Below are 19,286 nucleotides of genomic sequence, written 5' to 3' on the forward strand. Positions count from 1 at the left end.
TTGAAGTCGGTTAGTAAACGTGACGTATTTCAGAATAGAAAGACAGAAACATGGCCGCCTTACCTGATTGACGTTGCGAAATTCACGTGAATCACTCCGCTGAATGGTGATCTGTGTTCTCTTTCCTGTCAGGTAACGTACCTGAATCAGGCCCGGATGCCCTATTTTTTGTTATGCTTCTGATCTACTTTTGCCAACAGCACATTCTTTACCTAAGCCGATTACATGGAATCATTGACCAAGCCCGGAAAAACAGATACCCTCGACCGCAAGAACGCTGAAGCCCTGCTGGGTGGCGGCCAGAAACGTATCGATGCGCAACATGCTAAAGGGAAATTAACCGCCCGTGAACGCATTGCCCTTCTGATGGATGAAGGCTCGTTTCAGGAGATCGGGAAGTTTGTGATGCACCGGACCAAAGACTTTGGGCTTGACAAAGAATATTACCTTGGCGATGGCGTGGTGACGGGCTACGGTACCGTAAACGGGCGCCTGACCTATGTTTTTGCGCAGGATTTCACGGTCTTCGGTGGTGCCTTGTCGGAAACCCACGCCGAGAAGATCTGCAAACTGATGGATCTGGCGATGCAAAACGGAGCGCCGGTTATTGGGCTCAACGACTCTGGCGGTGCCCGAATCCAGGAAGGCGTACTTTCGCTGGCCGGATACGCCGATATTTTCTACCGAAACACCCGCGCTTCGGGCGTTATCCCGCAGTTGTCGGCTGTAATGGGTCCCTGTGCGGGTGGAGCGGTGTATAGCCCGGCCATTACCGATTTTATTTTCATGGTCGAAAACACGAGCTACATGTTCGTGACCGGCCCCAATGTGGTAAAAACCGTTACCCACGAAGAAGTAACGGCCGAAGAATTGGGCGGTGCCAGCACCCACAGCACCAAATCGGGTGTAACCCATTTTTCGTGCGCCAATGAACTGGCCTGCATTCAGCATCTCAAGCAGGTGTTAAGTTATATTCCGCAGAACTGTGAAGATCAGCCGCCTATGCTTCCGTATGATGAAGCTGGCCCCGACGGCGAAAGCAGACCGGCCCTGAACGATATTATTCCCGACAATCCGAACCAGCCCTACGATATGCGCGAAGTGATTGATGCGCTGGTCGATACCGATTCGTTTCTGGAAGTACATAAGAATTTTGCCGAGAACATTGTGGTTGGTTTTGCCCGCATTGGTGGACGAAGTATTGGCGTGGTGGGCAATCAGCCGGCCGTGTTGGCGGGTGTGCTCGATATTCAGGCGAGTACTAAGGCGGCCCGGTTCGTGCGCTTCTGCGACTGTTTCAACGTGCCGCTGCTGGTGCTGGAAGACGTACCTGGCTTTTTGCCCGGCACCGATCAGGAGTGGAACGGCATCATCACCAACGGAGCCAAACTGCTGTATGCCTTCTGCGAAGCCACCGTTCCCCGCGTAACCGTGATCACGCGCAAAGCCTACGGCGGGGCCTACGACGTCATGAATTCAAAGCATATCGGTGCCGATCTGAATTTTGCCTGGCCAACCGCCGAAATTGCGGTGATGGGCGCAAGCGGAGCCGCCGAGATCATTTTCAAGCGGGAGATTGCCGAAGCGGAAGACCCGCAGGCTAAGCTTCAGGAGAAGGTGCAGGAGTACACCGAGAAATTCGCCAATCCATACCGGGCCGCCCACCGGGGCTACATCGATGAGGTGATTTACCCCGAAGAAACCCGCTACAAACTACTCCGGGCTTTCCAGATGCTCGAAAACAAAGTAGCTACCCTGCCCCGGAAGAAGCACGGCAATATTCCATTATAAGGGAGTTTGGGTTTTGGTGTTTGACCGGTCCGCCGGTGCGGTTGCTCTGCCTGCTTACGACATGGTAATCCAGCAGAGCAACCGCACCGGCGGACCGGTCAAACACTAAACGCTAAACCCTAAACGCCCTATATCCTTTTGACGGCTAATATCGTTTACTCTATAAAACGACTACCCTACATATGAGAGCGAGTTATACTGGCTGGCTACTGGCCCTGGTGCTGGGTATTAGCCTGTTATTGCCAACGGTGGTGCAGGCTACCCACGTAAGAGCTGGTGAGATTACTACACGGCGACTCAACAGACCAGGCGCCGGACTAACTTACGAAATTACCCTTACTGCCTATTATGACATTATCGAAGGGAGTGGAGCGGCACAAGCAGCCGACAACGTAGATTTTTGTTTTGGGGATGGCACACCATCTCGGCAAGTACCACGTGAGTCTATTCGGCCTTTGAACAGAGGAACATCCATCAATATCTACCGGGTTATTTACACGTATCCTGGTCCAGGGGTGTACTCCATCTCTGCCCGGATTGTGAACCGGAATGATGGCACGCGTAATATTCGCAACGGGGCGTCTTTAGATGTTAACTTCTTCGTTACCACTACGATCTCTGCCAATGCGTCATTGGGGTTCAACAGCAATCCTGTGTTGCTGAACCCACCCGTCGACACCGCCCGGATTGGTCAGAAATACTGCCACAACCCGGCTGCTTACGACCCCGACGGTGATAGCCTTGCTTACCGCATTGCTATTCCGCAGTACTCTTCCGATGGGGCAATCTGTCGGTCACTAGCTGTTCCGCAGTATCAGTTACCCAACCAGATTCAGGCACCGGGAAGAAACGAAGCGGGGGGAAGCCCGGCTACGTTCACGGTCAATCCCATTACCGGTGATGTATGCTGGGATGCACCTGTGGAAGCAGGCCAGTATAATTACGCCTTCGTTATTGAAGAGTGGCGAAGTGGCGTATTGATCGGAGAAATTGTCCGCGACGTGCAGGTCATTGTGCTGGATGCTAATAACCGACGACCGCTCATTGACCCTATCGCCGATATCTGCGCCGAGGCAGGTACGTTGATTACCCAGAATATCCGCGTAGTCGATCCCGACGGTAACCGGGTAGTGATACAAGGTTTTGGTGGGCCGTTCAACCGATCACCTGATAATGTGCTTTTCAACCCGCCTGTTATTCCTGCGCCTTATGCCACGTTGACGCCTAATGGAGTTGGTCAGGCCTCACCCGCTACCAGTGTGTTCAACTGGCAGACTATTTGCGCCCAGATTCGGCAGGAGCCTTACCAGATTACGATCAAGGCCACCGATCAGCCCACTAACCGGGCTCCATCGCTGGCTTCGTTTGCCACCTTTGGTATTCAACTTATCGGGCCACGTCCGCAAAACCTGACAGGTCGGGGAGTCACGGTAGGCAACGCGTCTGGCCGGGCTATTCAGCTTACCTGGTCTCCTTATTCATGTAGTCCTCCTGGCGGCGCTGATCAGGCCCCAGCCGAGATGTTGGTCTACCGCAAAGAGGGGTGCGATAACCGACCAGTTCCGCCCTGCTTCACCGGTATTCTGTCCGGCTACACCCGCATTGGTCGGGTACCACTTACAGCCACCACGTTTACCGATACAACAGGTCTGCGTCGGGGGGTGTCTTACAGCTACCGCATTGTAGCCCAGTATCCGCTTCCGGTAGGGGGCGAAAGTGTAGTGTCGGCTGAGTTTTGCCTGGCCCTTCCCTTGCTGGCTCCCGTACTCACTAACGTCACCGTCGACAGTACCGGTCCGGCAACGGGTGCCATGCGTGGTGTCATCACTGTGCGCTGGATTCGTCCTATCGGCCTGAACCCTGCCGATGGAGGTGGTCCGTTCGAGTACCGCCTGTTCCGCGCACCGGGCTTGTCGGGCACCGAGTTTACTCAGGTGACCGCCATTCAAACCAGTCTGCAACCCGTGGGCGATACAGTATTTGTCGATCGCGGATTGAATACAGAGGGAACGGCCTACACGTACCGGCTGGAGTTTTTTGTGACTAATCCCGCTGGGCAACTGGTTCGTCAGGATGCTACGGAAGCAGCCACCAGTGTGCGACTGACCACCACGCCGGTGGCCAATGGTGTCAATCTTAGCTGGGCGGTAACCACTCCCTGGAGCAACGACAATCAGACGCACCGGGTGTATCGCTCGCGCACTGGACCAAATGGTCCGTTCAACCTGGTGGCTACCGTGCCCGTCACCGGACCAGCCAGTTATACCTATGCCGATAGGGGTGGAGATACGTTTGCACAGGATGGTATCACCAGTGGTGCGTTATCGCCGGATAGTAGCTACTGTTACCGGATAGAAACGGTGGGGACGTATGCCGACGCTACCATTCGGGCCAAAACGGGAGGGCTATTGTATAACTTTAGCCAGATACAATGCGCCAGCCCGACCGATACCACACGCCCCTGTCCGCCCAACCTGACGATCGACCTGCTGGACTGTCCGTCGCTGGCCCCGGATGCCTTATGCGCCCAGTCGACGTTTACGAACACGCTCAACTGGCAGTATCCGGTATCTGTGGGGGGACGTACCTGCGACACGCGGGTGGTGTCGTACAATATTTATTACGCCCGGTATGAAGGGGATAGCCTGCGGCAGATTGCCACGGTGAATGCGCCAATAACCACGTTTCTGCACCAGAGCCTAAGCACAGTGGCGGGTTGCTATTATGTGACAGCGGTCAATACGAAGGGCACGGAGAGTGAGCCTAGCAATCGGGTGTGCAAAGATATTTGCCCCTACTTCGCCGTGCCCAACGTGATTACGCCCAACGGCGACGGTAAAAACGATACCTTCCGGCCGCTGGATTGCCCGCGCTTTGTGGAAACGGTAGAGTTTGTGGTGTATAACCGATGGGGCGCTCGGGTCTATCAGTCAACTGGCCCTGTTGTCAACTGGCCGGGTACGACTCAGAACGGCAATCCATTGCCCGGCGGTGTTTACTACTACGAAGTGACCGCCCGTTTTGCCGGCCTTACCCGCGGCGGCCCGGTGCAAACCACCAAAGGCTACGTGCAACTCATCCGCGATGGGGTGAGTATGCGGTAAAGGGGTTTGTTGTTTGTGGTTCGAGGTTTGTAGTTGCGCTGCTGATTAACCAGGAATTAGCCTGAGCAGCGCAACTACAAACCTCGAACCACAAACAACAAACCCTTAAATTTTGTAGTTGCGTTGATGATCAGCTAGAAATTGGCCAGAGCAGCGCAACCACAAACCTCGGACTACAAACTACAAACTGTCTACTTCAAATTCAGCTCATCGATAACCCGCTGTACTTTGGCCTTCAGGGCGGCGTAGGTGTCGTCGAAAGCTTCTTTGCTGGGGAGCGGCTCGTTTACACTGACGTAGAATTTGATTTTGGGCTCGGTACCCGATGGACGGGCCGATACTTTCGTGCCGTCGGCCGTAAAAATCTGCAACACGTTCGACGATTCAATACCTAACGTACCTGACTCGATCGTAGTGGTTTGGCCCGAAGCCATATCGAGCCGGGTTAATGCATCGTAATCGTCGACCCGAACAACCGGCGATCCGGCGATTTCTTTGGGTGGGTTGGCCCGGAAATCGACCATCATCTGCTGAATTTCTTCGGCACCCGCTTTTCCTTTCTTGGTCAGCGAAACCAGCGATTCGTAGTAGAAGCCTGTCTGCTGATACATTTCCATCAACAGGTCGAACAGGCTGAGGCCTTTGTCCTTGGCATCGGCGGTTAGTTCGGCAATCATCGTGCAGGAAGCAATGGCGTCCTTATCGCGCACGAAATCACCGATGAGGTAACCATAGCTTTCTTCGCCACCGCCAATGAACTGCTGTTTGCCTTCCAGCTCGCGAATAACCTGCGCAATGTATTTAAAGCCCGTCAGCGTGTTGTAGCAGGTTACGCCATACTGCTCGCACAACTTGTCGATCAAGTCAGTGGTAACGATAGTTTTCGCAACGAACTCATTGCCGGTCAGTTTCCCCGCATCTTTCCAGGCACGAAGCAGGTAGAAAATGATAAGGCTGGCCATCTGATTGCCATTCAGCAACTCAAACTCGCCATGATGGTTCCGGGCACCGGCGCCTACGCGGTCAGCATCGGGGTCGGTGGCAATGATCAGATCGGCGTTTTGAGCCAATGCCTGATCGAGGGCCATTTGCATAGCGGCGCGCTCTTCCGGGTTTGGCGATTTCACCGTCGGGAAATTGCCATCGGGTTCGGCCTGTGCGGCTACAACGCTTACGTTGGTGAAGCCCAACGCTTCCAGGGCACGGGGTACCATGGTAATGCCGGTGCCGTGAATAGGCGTGAACACAATGTTCAGATCCGCCTGCCGGGCAATCACATCGGGGTTTACGGCATTCGATTTCACCCGTTCTACATAGGGCGCGTCAACTTCTTCGTCGATAAGCTGAATCTTGCTCTCAACACCGTCGAACTTAATGTCATCGATGCTGGAAATGGCGCTCACTTCATCCACGATATTCTTGTCGTGCGGCGACACCACCTGCGAACCGTCATTCCAGTATACCTTATAGCCGTTATACTCAGGCGGGTTGTGCGATGCCGTGACCACAACACCACCCTGGCAGCCTAGCTGACGAATGGCAAACGACAGTTCAGGCGTGGGGCGAAGGGCTGAGAAAAGATAGACTTTGATGTTGTTGGCCGAAAAAATGTCGGCAGCAATCCGGGCAAATTCCGGGCTCATCCGGCGACTGTCGTGCGCAATGGCTACGCTGATATCCTGTCCGGCAAATGATTTGTTCAGGTAATTGGCAAAACCCTGCGTAGCGGCACCAACGGTGTAGCGATTCATGCGGTTCGAGCCAACGCCAATCACGCCCCGGAGGCCACCCGTCCCGAATTCGAGGCTCCGGTAAAATGAATCGGTCAGTTCGGTATTGTTGCCACTATCGAGTAGGTGCTGAATGCTGGCTTTGGTATCGGCATCGTAGGGGCCGGTCAGCCACGTATCAACGTTTTGTTGGGTAGTGGCATCAAGTTGTTGCGTAGTCATAGAAAAGGAAATGCTTAAAGACTTAGTAAAAGTTTAATGGCAGAACGTACCTACTCAATAAGGTTCGGCTTGGTCGATTAGGTATTGCCATTGCGTATGTAATTCCAGGGTATTTATCCAATGTTTAATATACTCGAGGTCGAGCCGGTCAAACTGCATCTCAAAAACGCGAATCGCGTCCGTCAACTGTTTCTCGCTCCCGCCTGCCAGTTTAGCCCAACGCAACTTACTGAGTATAGTGTCTTCGGGAGTGGTTATATAGAAGTTAGCTAGGTCCAGCGCAGATGTCCGTTGGCGGCGGGCGAATCGGACTTTATCGAACGGCTCATCTGTCAGGAGCCAAAAGTCCACTTCGTTACCAGACGAGCCATCAATCAGATTGAACATACTCTTTCGATCAACGGCGTCGAGTACACTGCCTTCTTTAATATAGAATAAATCGGTTGGAAACGCCTGACTTAACGGTTTTACAGCTTCTTTTTTCAGCATGATGACCATGTCTATGTCATGCGTAGAACGGGGCTCTCCTTGTAAACTTGACACCACAGACCCCGTCACCATGTAGGGAATCTGAAGATCAGTCAAAAGGTTGAGCACGAAAATTAGTAATTCTGATTGTGACACTTGGCAAGGCGTTTCAGAAATAGGGCATGGATTTCGGCCTCTGTCTTGGTTGGAAACCGCTCTGTCAATCCTGCTTTAAAGAGTCGCTTACTAAAGTCAGAAAGCTCAAATGCTTTAAGCAAACGCTGCTCCTCGGTCATGCTCCGTAGCGTGTTCAAGTACTGCTGATGGTTTGGTCGAGGCTTTGGGTTCATTGTTAACGTATTGTAGGTCAAAATTACAATTACTCACCTACTCTGCAAGCCCGATGCATAACCAGTACATAAGAAAATGCAATTTTCTCTTTAAACAGTAAAAAATTATTGTTTATCAATAAAAATTTGTTGTTGTTTGTGCCGAAACTAACTGAAGTACTATGAAAACATCATCGTTACCCTTGTGGCTGAGTCGGCTGTTTGCTGTTCTGTTTTACGGCCAACTTCTTCTATACGCCGTGTGCATTGGCGTTTTGCTTTATTTAGCTGCTGTTGGCTTGCCCGAAGGGGGGAAATGGACTATCACCGCCAATATCAACGGTATTGTTTCAGTACCGAAGTCGATGCCCGAAACGGGTAAAGCGCTTCAGGAGTGGTCGAAACCGGAATTCGAGCTCACTCAGGGCTCTTACAGTTCACTAAGCCTTAAGCGGGTAGATAGCTCACTATACTTATCCATAAAGGGGCCTGTCAATCTGGAGAAGATGCCAATATCATTATGGTTTATGGGTAGTAGTGGACTGCTACTGGCACTGCTTGGGCTTTTTATCTGCTATATGTTTATGAAATTGTTTCAGAGTATAGCTAACAGGCATGTCTTTGATGAGCAACAAACTAACCGCCTTACCCGGATTGGTCAGGGTTTACTGGTATTTACAATACTCAGTGCGGGCACAAAATGGTTAGCCGCAGAGGCAGCTTCTGGTTATCTGGAATCTTACGGGTTCGTTATCCGGCAGCCCAACGAGGAGGTTTATAATCTAAGCGTGAGCGCGCCTTCATCAGAATTGACCATTGCATTAACCGGTCTCTGCATTCTGGCTCTTGCTCAGGTTTTTAAATACGGTATGCAGTTGAAACAGGAAAACGAACTAACCATCTGATCATCATGCCTATTGTTGTAAACGTCGATGTGATGATGGCACGGCGCAAAATGTCGCTGACCGAACTGGCCGAGAAAGTCGATCTGACGCTGGCAAATCTCTCTATTCTGAAGACTGGGAAAGCCAAAGCCGTTCGGTTCAGCACCCTCGAAGCCCTGTGTCAGGCGCTCGATTGCCAACCCGGCGATCTGCTCGAATACGTTCCTGAAGTAGCTGATAAACAAATTGTTGTTTAGTTGCTATTGTATGATTAAGTTTATCATATTAGCTACTTTTCATGAGTAATCAGACAGAACTCTGTTGATGCTCATCTAAACCACATGCATATGAAAAAGCTTATTCTTTCTTTATCTGTACTTCTCGCAACCTGCTCAGTTGGGTTTAGTGAGTCTGAATTCGTCGTGTCTCGAAACTTTTCTAAACGGGAAATCAAACGGATAGAACGTAAAATGATCAAGGAGTTTGGCGTCAAGGTTCAACTCAAAGTCATTAGCCGCGATGATAAAAAGGAGATCACCAATCTGGAGTTTATCCGGTACAAAGCAGATGGCAGTATGTCTTCGTCGTGCTCATCAGATAAGTTTGGCAAGCTAATCGTGAGTAGCACGGGCTGTCAGATTGCCGATTTGGGTCACGAGAATAAGATGGTTCCGTTCAACAAATGAGCTACGTTCGGCAACGTACCTGCAAAACTTCTCTGTTCGGAATTGATAGAATCGATAAACTACGTTGGCCAACCATAGGCGCATCGGGCCGTATTGCTGACGCGTGGTTCCGCGCTTGTGGCCCTTCGACTCCGCTCAGGGTGACATCAATCATTACCATGTTCAGTTAAACATCCAGATGGTAGTTGTCACCCTGAGCGGAGTCGAAGGGCACGATGCGCGAATCAATGCGCTAGATAAGTACTAGCTTACTTCTTGCTGACGAACGGATTGCCTTTTACGTAGTAGCGGTAGGGCAAATCAACGCCCTGCGTGATGCCTATGCGGGTGGTGGTGACCATCTCGAAATCGCTCAGCACGCGCGGTCTGATGTAAACGCTGCCGGTCGTTAGCGACGAAAAATTGTGCGTTGGTCGGCTGATTCCCAACGAGATAACTAACTTGCCCGGTCCATTACAGAGCGAACGAAACCCCGCTGTGGTACCCGGATCTACCGTATTGTTGCGATACCGCTCGAAGCCGGTTTTAAAGGCTTCGTTGCGGCGCATCGTCATCAAATCCGTTCCTTCGGTAGGTTCCAGGGCGCGAATCAGTACGGCTTCACCCACGCCTTCCGATCCCGTCACCACGTTGATGCAGTGATAATGATTGTAAATCTGGTACACGTACAACGTACCTGCGGGGCCAAACATGGCGGCGTTGCGCGGGGTGGGGCGGCGGTAGGCATGGCAAGCCGGATCGCCGGTGATATAGCCTTCGGTTTCCACAATGATTCCCGCCGTTACCCCCTCCGCCGACTCGTGGACAAGCTCGCAGCCCAGCAATAATTGAGAGAGCGTCAGTGTGTCGTGCTCTTCGTAGAACGAAGCTGGTATTCGAGATGGGCTGTGCATGGAGGCCTAACGCCTATATGACATTCATTGTTTGCTCCTTGATCTTTTCAAGCTCATCTTTCATCTGCACCACAAACCGCTGAATGGTGGCGTCGTTGGCCTTAGAACCGATGGTGTTGATTTCACGGCCAATTTCCTGGGCAATGAAATTGAGTTTTTTGCCATTTGCTTCCTCCGTGGCCAGCACTTCCATGAAATAGAGCAGGTGATTTTTCAGACGCACTTTTTCTTCCGAAATGTCAAATTTCTCCACGAAGTACACCAGTTCCTGCTCGAAGCGATTCTTGTCGAAATCGTCGCTGCTGAGCATATCTGCCAGATTGGTACGCATCCGTTCGCGCACGGCGGGAATCCGTGTAACATCCTGAACCTCAATATCGGCCAGCCGATCGGTGATGGTTTGGATGTACTCGCGAAACTTACCTTCGAGCGATGCGCCTTCCTGCTGACGAAACTCGTTGCAGCGGCGAATAGCTTCGGTGACGGCTTCCTGAATGGTGGCCCAGTCTTCCTGTGCGGTATCTGAGTTGCTGCTCGTTTCGCTCAGATACGAGTTGGGCATACCCAACGCCAGCCTGAACACTTCATCGGGCGAAAGGCTCAAATACGATTCCAAGGCGGCCTCGGTCAGGTCTTTCACATATGCGTTTACCAGTGGCCGGTTCACCGTTACCGTAGGCCGTACATCAGCGGTGCGCGTAATGTTGAGGTTGAACTCTACCTTGCCCCGTTCGAGCTGTTGCGTGAGCGTGTTGCGCACCTCGATTTCGCGGTCAGAAAAACCGCGTGGTAAGCGGCAAAAAATGTCTAAAAACTTAGAGTTCAGGGTTTTGACTTCTGCGGTTGCTGATAAGCCATTGGCATCGACAGTCGCGGTACCAAAACCGGTCATTGATTTGAGCATGGGAGGAAAAGAGTTCAACGTTCAATGTCTAACGTCTAAAGTTGCTCTGCCATGAGTTAGTTGTATGCCCCGGCAGAGCAACTTTAGACGTTAGACATTGAACTTTGGACTCACTTTTTAAGTGCGTTTGCTTCTAGTTCCTGGTATTCTTTGCGGCGGCGGGCTACGTCGCAGGCGGTATAAATGGCTTGTACCATCGATGTTTCATCGGCAACGCCTTTACCGGCAATGTCGTAGGCGGTTCCGTGGTCGGGCGAGGTACGTACCGCGGGCAGACCAGCTGTAAAGTTGACACCTTCTTCAAAGGCGATCGACTTGAACGGAATCAGGCCCTGATCGTGGTACATGGCCAATACGGCGTCGTATTTCCGATACGAGCGGGTTCCGAAGAAACCGTCGGCGGGGAACGGACCGTAAATCAACTGGCCTTTCTGACGTAGCTCGGTGATGAGGGGTATAATGATATCGTTTTCTTCGCTACCCAGTAAGCCGCGTTCGCCCGCGTGCGGGTTGAGGCCCAACACCGCAATTTTGGGTCGACGAATACCGAAATCCTGCTTCAGCGATTTGGTCATCATCTCCAGTTTCTGCGCAATGGCGTTCTTATGAATGCCCTGCTTCACCCGGCTGATGGGTACGTGTCCGGTTACAACACCCACTTTCAGGATGTCGCTCACCATAAACATCAGGTTGTCGGGTACGCCGAAAGCACTGGCCAGGTATTCGGTATGTCCGGGAAACGAGAATGCTTCTGACTGAATATTGTGTTTGTTGATCGGTGCGGTTACCAGGCCGTGTAGTTTGCCGGCTTTCAGGTCTTCGACAGCCCGGTTCAGGCAGGCAAAGGCGGCCAAACCGGCTTCGGGCGTCACTTTGCCGGGCTGAATATCGGTGGCTGGCTGTGGGGGGAGCGGTGTTTCCCCTTCAGCTACCGGTGGACTTGGAATCGTATCGCTGAAGCAGGTGATGACGTTGGTCATTTTGTGGCTGGCCTGCTCTACCTGCTGAATGCCGTTCAGGTTCCAGTCTTTCAGGTTCAACAGATTGCGATACCGATTCAGCACCCGCATAGACCCGTAAATAACGGGCGTGCAGATTTTCTGCAACTGGTTGTATTGCAACGCTTTCAGAATGACTTCTGGTCCAACGCCGTTGAAATCACCGAGCGAAATGCCAATGATCAGCCGTTCCTGCTGGCTGGCTTCCGACAGGGGAGTACGCTCACTGCGCCCCGATTTGTCGGCATCATCTTCAAAAACCGACGCACCCGCATAGCGGTCAATCGCCATGGGCTGGTAACGATCCTGCCGTTCGGGACGGGGGCGCTCAGGAACAACCTCTTCGTTACGGTCATACACACTACGCTCACGTTCGGGCCGTTCGTTCCGGTCAGAACCACCGCGCTCAACACGGTCAGAAAAACCACGTTCGGGTCTTTCTGAACGGCTGCGTTCGGGCCGGTCGGGGCGGGGCGGACGTTCCTGATTATCGCGGTTGCGCTCATTGCCCGGTTGCCGCTGCTGGTCGCGTGGGGGGCGCCCTTCGCGTTCCTGACCCGAGCGTGGCTGTCCCTGATGGGGCGGGCGCTCGCTCTGGTTATTGCGTACAGGCTGGTCGCTCGCGGGTCGATTCTCAGCTACGGGCTTGTCGGCCGCAATGCGGCTGCCGGTATCCACGTTTGCCTCGCCCACACCAACTTGATTATCGTCGATCAGGGCGTCGGCATCGGTAGTCTGCTCGCCGCGCGGTTGGCCACTCCGGTCTTTGTCCCGGCCCCGATTACGGTTCCGGTTTCTGTTCCGATTCCGATTCCGATCCGATTGACCGCCGGGGCGATTATCGGCGGGCCGATCGTTTTGGTTATTTGTGTTGTTAGGTTGTTGTTCCATTGACCTTGCAGAGGCAGTTCACCTTATTGAGGTCAGCCACCCTGAGGATATAATCAGGTTTTACCCCACATGGGCCTTTTTCGGCCCGCTGGATTGGTAATTACTGACTGATTCTTGATAATTGCCGTTGCAAGTTACAAACTTCCCCCCATGTCAACGACCCAAGCGACTATTCTGATTGCCGATGAAATGCACCCGTCGCTTTTTGCGCTACTCAACGAAGCTGGATTTAGTTATGAATATCAGCCTGCCATTGATCGGCAAACGCTACTGACCACGATTGCGCCTTTTGAAGGACTGATTATTCGGAGTAAAACCCGCGTTGACGCCGAGCTTTTCGAGGCTGCTCCGTTGCTCAACTTTATTGGCCGGGCGGGAGCCGGACTCGATCTGATCGACATGGACGAGGCCAAAGCGCGTGGCGTTCGGGTTGTTCATGCGGGCGAAGGCAATCGCGATGCCGTGGCTGAGCATGTGGTTGGTATGCTACTGGCCCTATTCATCAACCTGCTGCGTGCCGATCGTCAGGTACGTCAGGGTATTTGGGATCGGGAAGGCAATCGGGGTATTGAGCTGAAAGGAAAAACAGTGGGTCTGTTTGGCTACGGAAACAACGGTCGCGCCACTGCCCGTCGGTTAAGCGGTTTCGGCTGCCGGGTGCTGACGTTTGATAAATACCGAACAAACTACGGCGATGATTATGCCGAACAGGTCACCGTTGAGCAGATTATGTCTGACTGTGACGTGCTTAGTCTGCATGTGCCGCTCACCGATTACACCCGCCACTGGATTAACGATACGTTTGTAGCGCAAATGGCCAAGCCTTTTTTCCTGATCAATGCATCGCGGGGCGAAGTAGTCTCGCTCGATGCCGTTGTGAAGGGGTTGCAGTCTGGAAAGATTCGCGGGGCCTGTCTGGATGTGCTGGAAAACGAAAAGCTGAAAACGCTCACCCCCGCCCAGCAAGCTACCTTCGACTACCTCCGCCAATCTGATCAGGTCATTCTAACTCCCCACATCGCCGGCTGGACGCACGAAAGCTACGTCCGGATCAATGAGGTGCTGGTGAGGCAAATGAAAGAGTTAAGAATTGAGAATTAAGAATTGCTTTGCTAAAGGACGGGTCATGCTATTAGCAAAGCAACTCTTAATTCTCAATTCTTAACTCTTAATTCTTAACTGCCCAGAACAGGAACGCCCATCCGGCCAGGAAGAATAGACCGCCGATGGGCGTGATGGCTCCAAGCCAGGTGATACCCGACAGACAAAGAATGTAGAGTGAGCCGGAGAACACCAACGTACCTGCCACAAAACTCCAGGCCGACCAGTTTAGCGTTTTCAGCGCCGTCGGGTTATTCGCCAGCAACTGGGTGATGATGCCTACCAATACCAACGCCAGTGCGTGGTAAAACTGGTACTTCACTGCCGTTTCAAACGTGTCCATTCGTCCGGCGGCCTCGAGGCGGGCACGTAGGCTGTGCGCGCCAAACGCACCGATACCCACGCTGAGCATCCCTAACACGCTGCCTATTTGAATGACCCAACGGGCCTGTGCAATCAGATTTTCCATTTGTTTTGAGCGTAAATAACGGTGCGAAGGTACGCCGTATTCGCGCTACACTCAATTGGCAACGGCCGCTCACTTGCCGTGATACTTGGCCAGAGCTTCCGTTACAGAGTGAACATGAAGTTTTTCGTAGATACGCTTAATGTGGGTACGTGTCGTTTCCACCGTTATTCCCAGTTGAGCGGCCACCATCTTGTAGCTGTTTCCCTTGGCCAGTAAGGCAAGCACTTCGCTTTCGCGGGGAGTGAGGTCGGCAAGGTGTGGATTGGGGCGGATTTGCAGCGCGCCCATCACGCGTCGGGCAATGGCGGGCGACATGGGCGCACCCCCATCATACACCTCCTGAATAGCTTCTAAAAGACGAACAGGCGGCGTTTTCTTCAGCAGGTAACCCGTTGCCCCTGCCCGAATGGCTTCAAATACGCGTTCGTCATCGTCGAAGACCGTCAGCATCAGCACATCGACATGGCTGTAGCGTTCGCGCAGGCTACGAACTGCATCAATACCACTCCGACCCGGCAGGTCAATGTCCATCAGCACCACATCGGGTTGCAGAGTACTTACCTGTTTCTCGGCTGAGAGGCAATCGCCAAAAGAGCCCAGTAGGTCAAATCCGTCGGTTGCGTCGATCAGGAACGATAATGCCTCGCGCAGAGGCTGGTTGTCTTCGAAAATAACAGTGCGAACCGCCATGATGAGAGTGGAATGAGTAGACCAAAAGTACCGCTATAAACGAGATGTTTAATACCCTATTAGGGTGACCCGTCCGGCTGTATTATGAGTCGTTAAACCGGAAAAGATAGCTTGACTTGTGTTCCCTGCCCGGGTGAAGAGCAAACCGATAGGGTACCACTCAGCAGTGTAGCGCGGGTGTGTAGATTGCGAAGGCCGTTTCCGCCACCAGTTCGGGCTGTTGGGTTGTGGGTGTCGAAACCGCGTCCGTTATCACTCAAACACAGGATTAACTGGCCAGACCGCTGTTCCAGTTTTACCAGTACGCTGGAGGCTTCTGCGTAGCGAGCCGTATTAGTCAGGGCTTCTTTATAGATCAAAAAAAAATCGCGGCGACGTTCCAGGGGCAGCGAAAGCGTTTCAACACCGGGCCCAATCTCAAATTGCACCGTTGTTTCGGTAGTACCCAACAGATCGTCGGCTACCTGCTTCATCCGGTCGAGCACCTGTTGCATGGTATCCTGAGTAGGGTTGATACTCCAGACGATATCGCTCATGGAATCCATCACTTGTCGGGCAGTTTGGCCAATACGGTCCAGATTTTGGCGGGCGCGTATCGGGTCGGTGGGCATGGCGGCGCTCAGGATGCTGATGCTGCTGAGGTAGCTACCCATATCGTCGTGCAAATCGCGGGCAATGCGGTCGCGGACTTTTAAGGCTCTCAGTTTTTGTAAAAATCGGTACCGAACGAATAAATAAACGATAACGCTAATGAGGCCTATAACATACAGAAATACCATGGGCCAAAACCAGATACGCTTCCAGAATGGGGCATTTAGGCTGATTGTTAATTGGTTTATAGCCAGTGTGTTACGGTTTTTGGCTTCACGTACCTGAAAAACGTAGGTGTTACCAATCAGATTGGCAAAATGAAACTGGTCGTTGCTATAGCCTGACCGCCAGGTTGCATCAAGGCCGGATAGTCGATACAAAATTGGGGTTGGCTTGTCGGCCGAACAATAGAAGGTCAAGTAGTTTTCCTGCGCAGGTAGCGAAAGTGTATCTCTGGATTGATAGCTTTTGGGTAATCCATATGCATTGATAGTGACTACTGAATCGATCCGGACCGATTGCGCCACTGCAGTAGTTGATACGCTTGTTAAAGCTAGTAGGCAGGTTGCCAGCCGATACCAGCTACTAACGGTATTGACGGGTTTTCCAAAAGCCGAGCGCATAGACTAGATTACAAAGAATAACAACGGTGAACTGAAAGCATAACCACTGAATCAGTAACTCACGCGATGATTCGGCCATCGGCACCCGCAACGAATCGTATAGGGTAGACAATAGTGAACTGACCAAACGACCCGTGCTGATCCAGAAAAGCGGAACGGTAAGCAAACTGGATGTGCTGGTCTGGGTCAGAAAGTATAAATAAATCAGGGGAATAATCGTGTTAATAACTGTCTGTAACGGAATGGCCCATTGACTGACCGGTGTACTGGCGGCAGAAAAAGTCAATTCGATCCCAATGCCAAGCAATGCCACCGTTTCTAAACCGACAATACTCTTACGTGAAATGCCGGGGGGAACGGCCAGCGCGTAGCAAACGGCAAAGCCAAGACCAAATAATGTGGCCATAGCATAGATAACGTACTCGGGAGCGTTGGTGTAGGGTAAAACCAGATAGTTGGTGGCTAGGGCCATCGACAGAGCCAGCAACAGAAAGTAAGCAAGCAGGCTAGCCCACGCAAAGCGCAGACTAGCCCCTAAAGCGGTCCATCGGTAGAGGCCAATTCCGATGGGAATTAGCAAAGATGTCAAGTTAAGATACACCAATATGGTGAGGGCCTGATTCAGCATGCCTAATCGCTGTCTGCAACTTGTCGCGGGGGAGTTGAACAGATGAGTGGAGGACAACCAAGGCCAGGAGGTTCGGGGCTGTCGCCATCGACGGAGGCATAGATCTGTCCCGTTCTGATCACGGTGACAAGCGGCGTGTCATTAACTTCTATGTCTTCCACTCTCACTTCGGTAATCACCAATTCAACCTGATCGCCGTCTCCTGAATTGCCTAGGCCATAACAAATTTGAATGCCGTTCAGGTCGAGGTTCGTTAGCGAGTCAACGATAGACTTCAATTGATTGATCCCAATAAACGTACCCGTTTTAGGACCTCGGTGGGGCCATGCGTCAAAGCTTTGCTTCAATGGATCCACCAGCTCCGGGGTTGCCACTGTAAAGCCAAAACTGCGATAATCCTGTGCCATACTTTTGCTTTGTTTAGATGTAATTGATTAATTGTGAGAAGAATAAGAACAAACACACCATAAAGTAGATTATGAGCCAGAACCTAATTATCAAATTCCGGGATGAGATATTACTCACATCCGACGAACTAGTCAATTTTGCGCCTCGTGACGAGTATACTGAACTCGCTCTCAGATACAGTGAGTTGGCTGGCTATGAGTATTTTTCACCAAAATATATCGAAAATAACCGTAAAAACTGGTCTGCTTTCGCGCAGTTGATTCAAAAAATTAGCAAAGAAACCGACGCTGCTCCTGATTATCTATTTGATAACGTTGATGCTTATCTGCCGTTGAGTTTGCTTGAAGAAATAAAGAAGCCGGAAAAAGACGGATTTAGGCGGTTTAACAATCTGCCGGAAGCTACGGCTGATAAGATACCCAATCTGTATAACTATTTCAAAATCAGCTTACCTGATGGCATATCCAATGCTCAAATTGCAGATTGGCTTGGTGAGTTAGGTACGTTCCTGCCCGATGCCTCGACGGTTGCCCGGACTAAATTGGGCAATGTGCCGTTGCATTTCGCGCCTAGTTTACTGGCAGCCGTTTACCTCGTTGGCGAACCTGAAGAAGCGAGTGTTGAGCCAGGCCACATGGAACCGCCTTTAAATCCGGCCCTCGGTAATCAGCATTATTTAGCCGATATGTCTATTCCGCTCAACACTACCCGGGGGCAAGATGTAGGGCTGACAATTTTAGAAGTAAATGGGTGGGATACCACACATGGGCAACTGGAGTCTGCTTCATTTCCTGTTGTTTTTCCGACCGATATCATATGGCAGGGGTCACCTTCCTTAACCAGTTTAAGGCAGTATCCTGCTTTGTCGACGCACGGTACTAAAATTTTGGGCGTATTACGGGCAAAGCATGGCGACAGTAATCCGATGCCTAACGGTGTCGATCTGTGCCAGGGTATTGTACCAAATGCGACTATTCGTTTGGCTTCCTGTTTATCAAGTTTATCATTGGCTCTTCCGTTAAGAAAGCAGTATGACGAAGCAAGTGCCCTGCTGGAAATAGTGAATACTAGTGAACGCGGTGATATTGTGTTGATAGAAGTGGCCTTCAACGGTCAAAAATACCCTGTCGATGTGGTCCCTGCTATGCATGATTTAATTGCTCTGGCCAGATTAAAGGAGATTACAGTAGTGGCCGCTGCTGGTAATAAAAGTCTGTATCTACCCATCGAATCAAACCCCGCCTCAGTGGGCCAGCCAATCACTCAGATAGTACCTGTTAGCCTGATAGACGCTGTAAAACCCGAACATTCGCAATCTTTCTGGATGGCATATAGGCAGATAACGGATCACCTACGAACCGAAATGGGAGATGACTTTGTAGAATATGATTCTCCGGAAGACTTCATTGCCAGTTATCAAGCCAATGCTTCGGCGGCAATATTGGTAGGTGCTTCTCGGCAACCAGAACGGGTACCGCGCAGGCAACCACGAACTATAGTAGCCACACGCAAGAGTACATCATCATATGGGCCACGGGTAAACGTGTATGCGCAGGGAGAAAACATCTTGTCAACAACCATAGAGGGTAAATATTATACTACAAGTGATACATCTGGTGCGTCGGCCATCATAGCTGGCTTCGCCACTTTACTGCAAAGTCAGGCCAAACAGGATCAATACCTGATTCAACCCGATGAAATGCGTATCCTGCTCACACAGGGAACTACTGTATCGAATTCAGTGGGTGGTGTCATTCCTGATTATGGATTAGCTTCAGCTATGCTATCTGGCTGGATCGCTGATCAAAACACATAACAAAGGTGCGCTAATTATTCGTATAGGGCGTACCCAAAATGGGGGATGGATCGCTAAAAG

Annotated in this window: 18 protein-coding genes; 7 read left to right on the forward strand and 11 right to left on the reverse strand. The window is 51.6% G+C overall.

The features are described 5' to 3' along the window. The first annotated feature begins 225 nt into the window (after positions 1-225). Both ACAW87_RS10090 and ACAW87_RS10095 read left to right on the forward strand, forming a co-directional pair. The gene (locus ACAW87_RS10090) at positions 226-1,791 is read left to right on the forward strand and encodes an acyl-CoA carboxylase subunit beta (RefSeq protein ID WP_370723253.1); all 1,566 of its coding nucleotides are present in this window, start codon (positions 226-228) and stop codon (positions 1,789-1,791) included. Between the two features lie 182 nt (positions 1,792-1,973). Continuing rightward, a complete protein-coding gene (locus tag ACAW87_RS10095; RefSeq protein ID WP_370723254.1) occupies positions 1,974-4,895 on the forward strand; it encodes a T9SS type B sorting domain-containing protein in 2,922 nt (973 codons plus the stop codon). Positions 4,896-5,086: 191 nt separating this feature from the next. Here ACAW87_RS10095 and ACAW87_RS10100 read toward each other — a convergent pair whose 3' ends face one another. From ACAW87_RS10100 to ACAW87_RS10110, 3 genes are read right to left on the reverse strand one after another with little or no spacing between them, the layout of a single operon-like run. After that, positions 5,087-6,847 carry a phospho-sugar mutase gene (locus tag ACAW87_RS10100; protein WP_370723255.1) on the reverse strand — a complete coding sequence of 587 codons (1,761 nt, stop codon included), beginning with the start codon at positions 6,845-6,847 and terminating at the stop codon, positions 5,087-5,089. Positions 6,848-6,901: 54 nt separating this feature from the next. Next, on the reverse strand, positions 6,902-7,432 hold the full coding sequence (locus ACAW87_RS10105; protein WP_370723256.1) for a hypothetical protein: 531 nt from the start codon (positions 7,430-7,432) through the stop codon (positions 6,902-6,904). 17 nt (positions 7,433-7,449) lie between these two features. After that, the gene (locus ACAW87_RS10110; RefSeq protein ID WP_370723257.1) at positions 7,450-7,665 is read right to left on the reverse strand and encodes a hypothetical protein; all 216 of its coding nucleotides are present in this window, start codon (positions 7,663-7,665) and stop codon (positions 7,450-7,452) included. A gap of 161 nt (positions 7,666-7,826) precedes the next feature. Between ACAW87_RS10110 and ACAW87_RS10115 the strand changes: the two genes are divergently transcribed. The 3 genes from ACAW87_RS10115 to ACAW87_RS10125 all read left to right on the forward strand — a co-directional run bounded on the left by ACAW87_RS10115 (position 7,827) and on the right by ACAW87_RS10125 (position 9,214). Next, complete coding sequence (locus ACAW87_RS10115) at positions 7,827-8,549, forward strand: DUF2975 domain-containing protein (RefSeq protein ID WP_370723258.1); 723 nt, start codon at positions 7,827-7,829, stop codon at positions 8,547-8,549. Positions 8,550-8,554: 5 nt separating this feature from the next. After that, on the forward strand, positions 8,555-8,785 hold the full coding sequence (locus ACAW87_RS10120) for a helix-turn-helix domain-containing protein (RefSeq protein ID WP_370723259.1): 231 nt from the start codon (positions 8,555-8,557) through the stop codon (positions 8,783-8,785). A gap of 213 nt (positions 8,786-8,998) precedes the next feature. Beyond that, on the forward strand, positions 8,999-9,214 hold the full coding sequence (locus ACAW87_RS10125; RefSeq protein ID WP_370723260.1) for a hypothetical protein: 216 nt from the start codon (positions 8,999-9,001) through the stop codon (positions 9,212-9,214). 248 nt (positions 9,215-9,462) lie between these two features. Here ACAW87_RS10125 and ACAW87_RS10130 read toward each other — a convergent pair whose 3' ends face one another. From ACAW87_RS10130 to pdxA, 3 genes are all read right to left on the reverse strand, one after another. Then, positions 9,463-10,107: a DNA-3-methyladenine glycosylase gene (locus tag ACAW87_RS10130; protein ID WP_370723261.1), complete on the reverse strand. Its 645-nt coding sequence runs from the start codon at positions 10,105-10,107 to the stop codon at positions 9,463-9,465. A 13-nt stretch (positions 10,108-10,120) separates the two neighbouring features. Beyond that, positions 10,121-11,011, reverse strand: coding sequence for a YicC/YloC family endoribonuclease (locus ACAW87_RS10135; protein WP_370723262.1), 891 nt, complete (start codon positions 11,009-11,011; stop codon positions 10,121-10,123). Between the two features lie 110 nt (positions 11,012-11,121). Then, complete coding sequence (gene pdxA / locus ACAW87_RS10140) at positions 11,122-12,900, reverse strand: 4-hydroxythreonine-4-phosphate dehydrogenase PdxA (RefSeq protein ID WP_370723263.1); 1,779 nt, start codon at positions 12,898-12,900, stop codon at positions 11,122-11,124. Positions 12,901-13,050: 150 nt separating this feature from the next. On the opposite strand from pdxA, the gene ACAW87_RS10145 reads away from it, so the two are divergent. Further along, a complete protein-coding gene (locus ACAW87_RS10145) occupies positions 13,051-14,001 on the forward strand; it encodes a 2-hydroxyacid dehydrogenase (RefSeq protein WP_370723264.1) in 951 nt (316 codons plus the stop codon). A gap of 67 nt (positions 14,002-14,068) precedes the next feature. Here the strand turns inward: ACAW87_RS10145 and ACAW87_RS10150 are convergent, their stop codons facing one another. The 5 genes from ACAW87_RS10150 to ACAW87_RS10170 all read right to left on the reverse strand — a co-directional run bounded on the left by ACAW87_RS10150 (position 14,069) and on the right by ACAW87_RS10170 (position 17,409). Then, the gene (locus ACAW87_RS10150; RefSeq protein ID WP_370723265.1) at positions 14,069-14,470 is read right to left on the reverse strand and encodes a DUF423 domain-containing protein; all 402 of its coding nucleotides are present in this window, start codon (positions 14,468-14,470) and stop codon (positions 14,069-14,071) included. A 69-nt stretch (positions 14,471-14,539) separates the two neighbouring features. Continuing rightward, positions 14,540-15,160 (reverse strand): response regulator, encoded by a 621-nt coding sequence (locus ACAW87_RS10155; protein ID WP_370723266.1) that lies wholly within the window; start codon positions 15,158-15,160, stop codon positions 14,540-14,542. 92 nt (positions 15,161-15,252) lie between these two features. Continuing rightward, positions 15,253-16,374 carry a sensor histidine kinase gene (locus ACAW87_RS10160; RefSeq protein WP_370723267.1) on the reverse strand — a complete coding sequence of 374 codons (1,122 nt, stop codon included), beginning with the start codon at positions 16,372-16,374 and terminating at the stop codon, positions 15,253-15,255. After that, positions 16,337-16,954 (reverse strand): hypothetical protein, encoded by a 618-nt coding sequence (locus ACAW87_RS10165; RefSeq protein ID WP_370723268.1) that lies wholly within the window; start codon positions 16,952-16,954, stop codon positions 16,337-16,339. The genes ACAW87_RS10160 and ACAW87_RS10165 overlap by 38 nt, the downstream gene beginning before the upstream one ends. A gap of 50 nt (positions 16,955-17,004) precedes the next feature. Next, entirely contained in the window at positions 17,005-17,409 is a 405-nt protein-coding gene (locus ACAW87_RS10170) for a hypothetical protein (protein WP_370723269.1), read from the reverse strand. Between the two features lie 71 nt (positions 17,410-17,480). On the opposite strand from ACAW87_RS10170, the gene ACAW87_RS10175 reads away from it, so the two are divergent. Continuing rightward, positions 17,481-19,226 carry a S8 family serine peptidase gene (locus ACAW87_RS10175; protein WP_370723270.1) on the forward strand — a complete coding sequence of 582 codons (1,746 nt, stop codon included), beginning with the start codon at positions 17,481-17,483 and terminating at the stop codon, positions 19,224-19,226. The last annotated feature ends 60 nt before the right edge of the window (positions 19,227-19,286 follow it).

This window comes from Fibrella aquatica (genome assembly GCF_041321135.1).
Lineage (GTDB): Bacteria > Bacteroidota > Bacteroidia > Cytophagales > Spirosomataceae > Fibrella > Fibrella aquatica.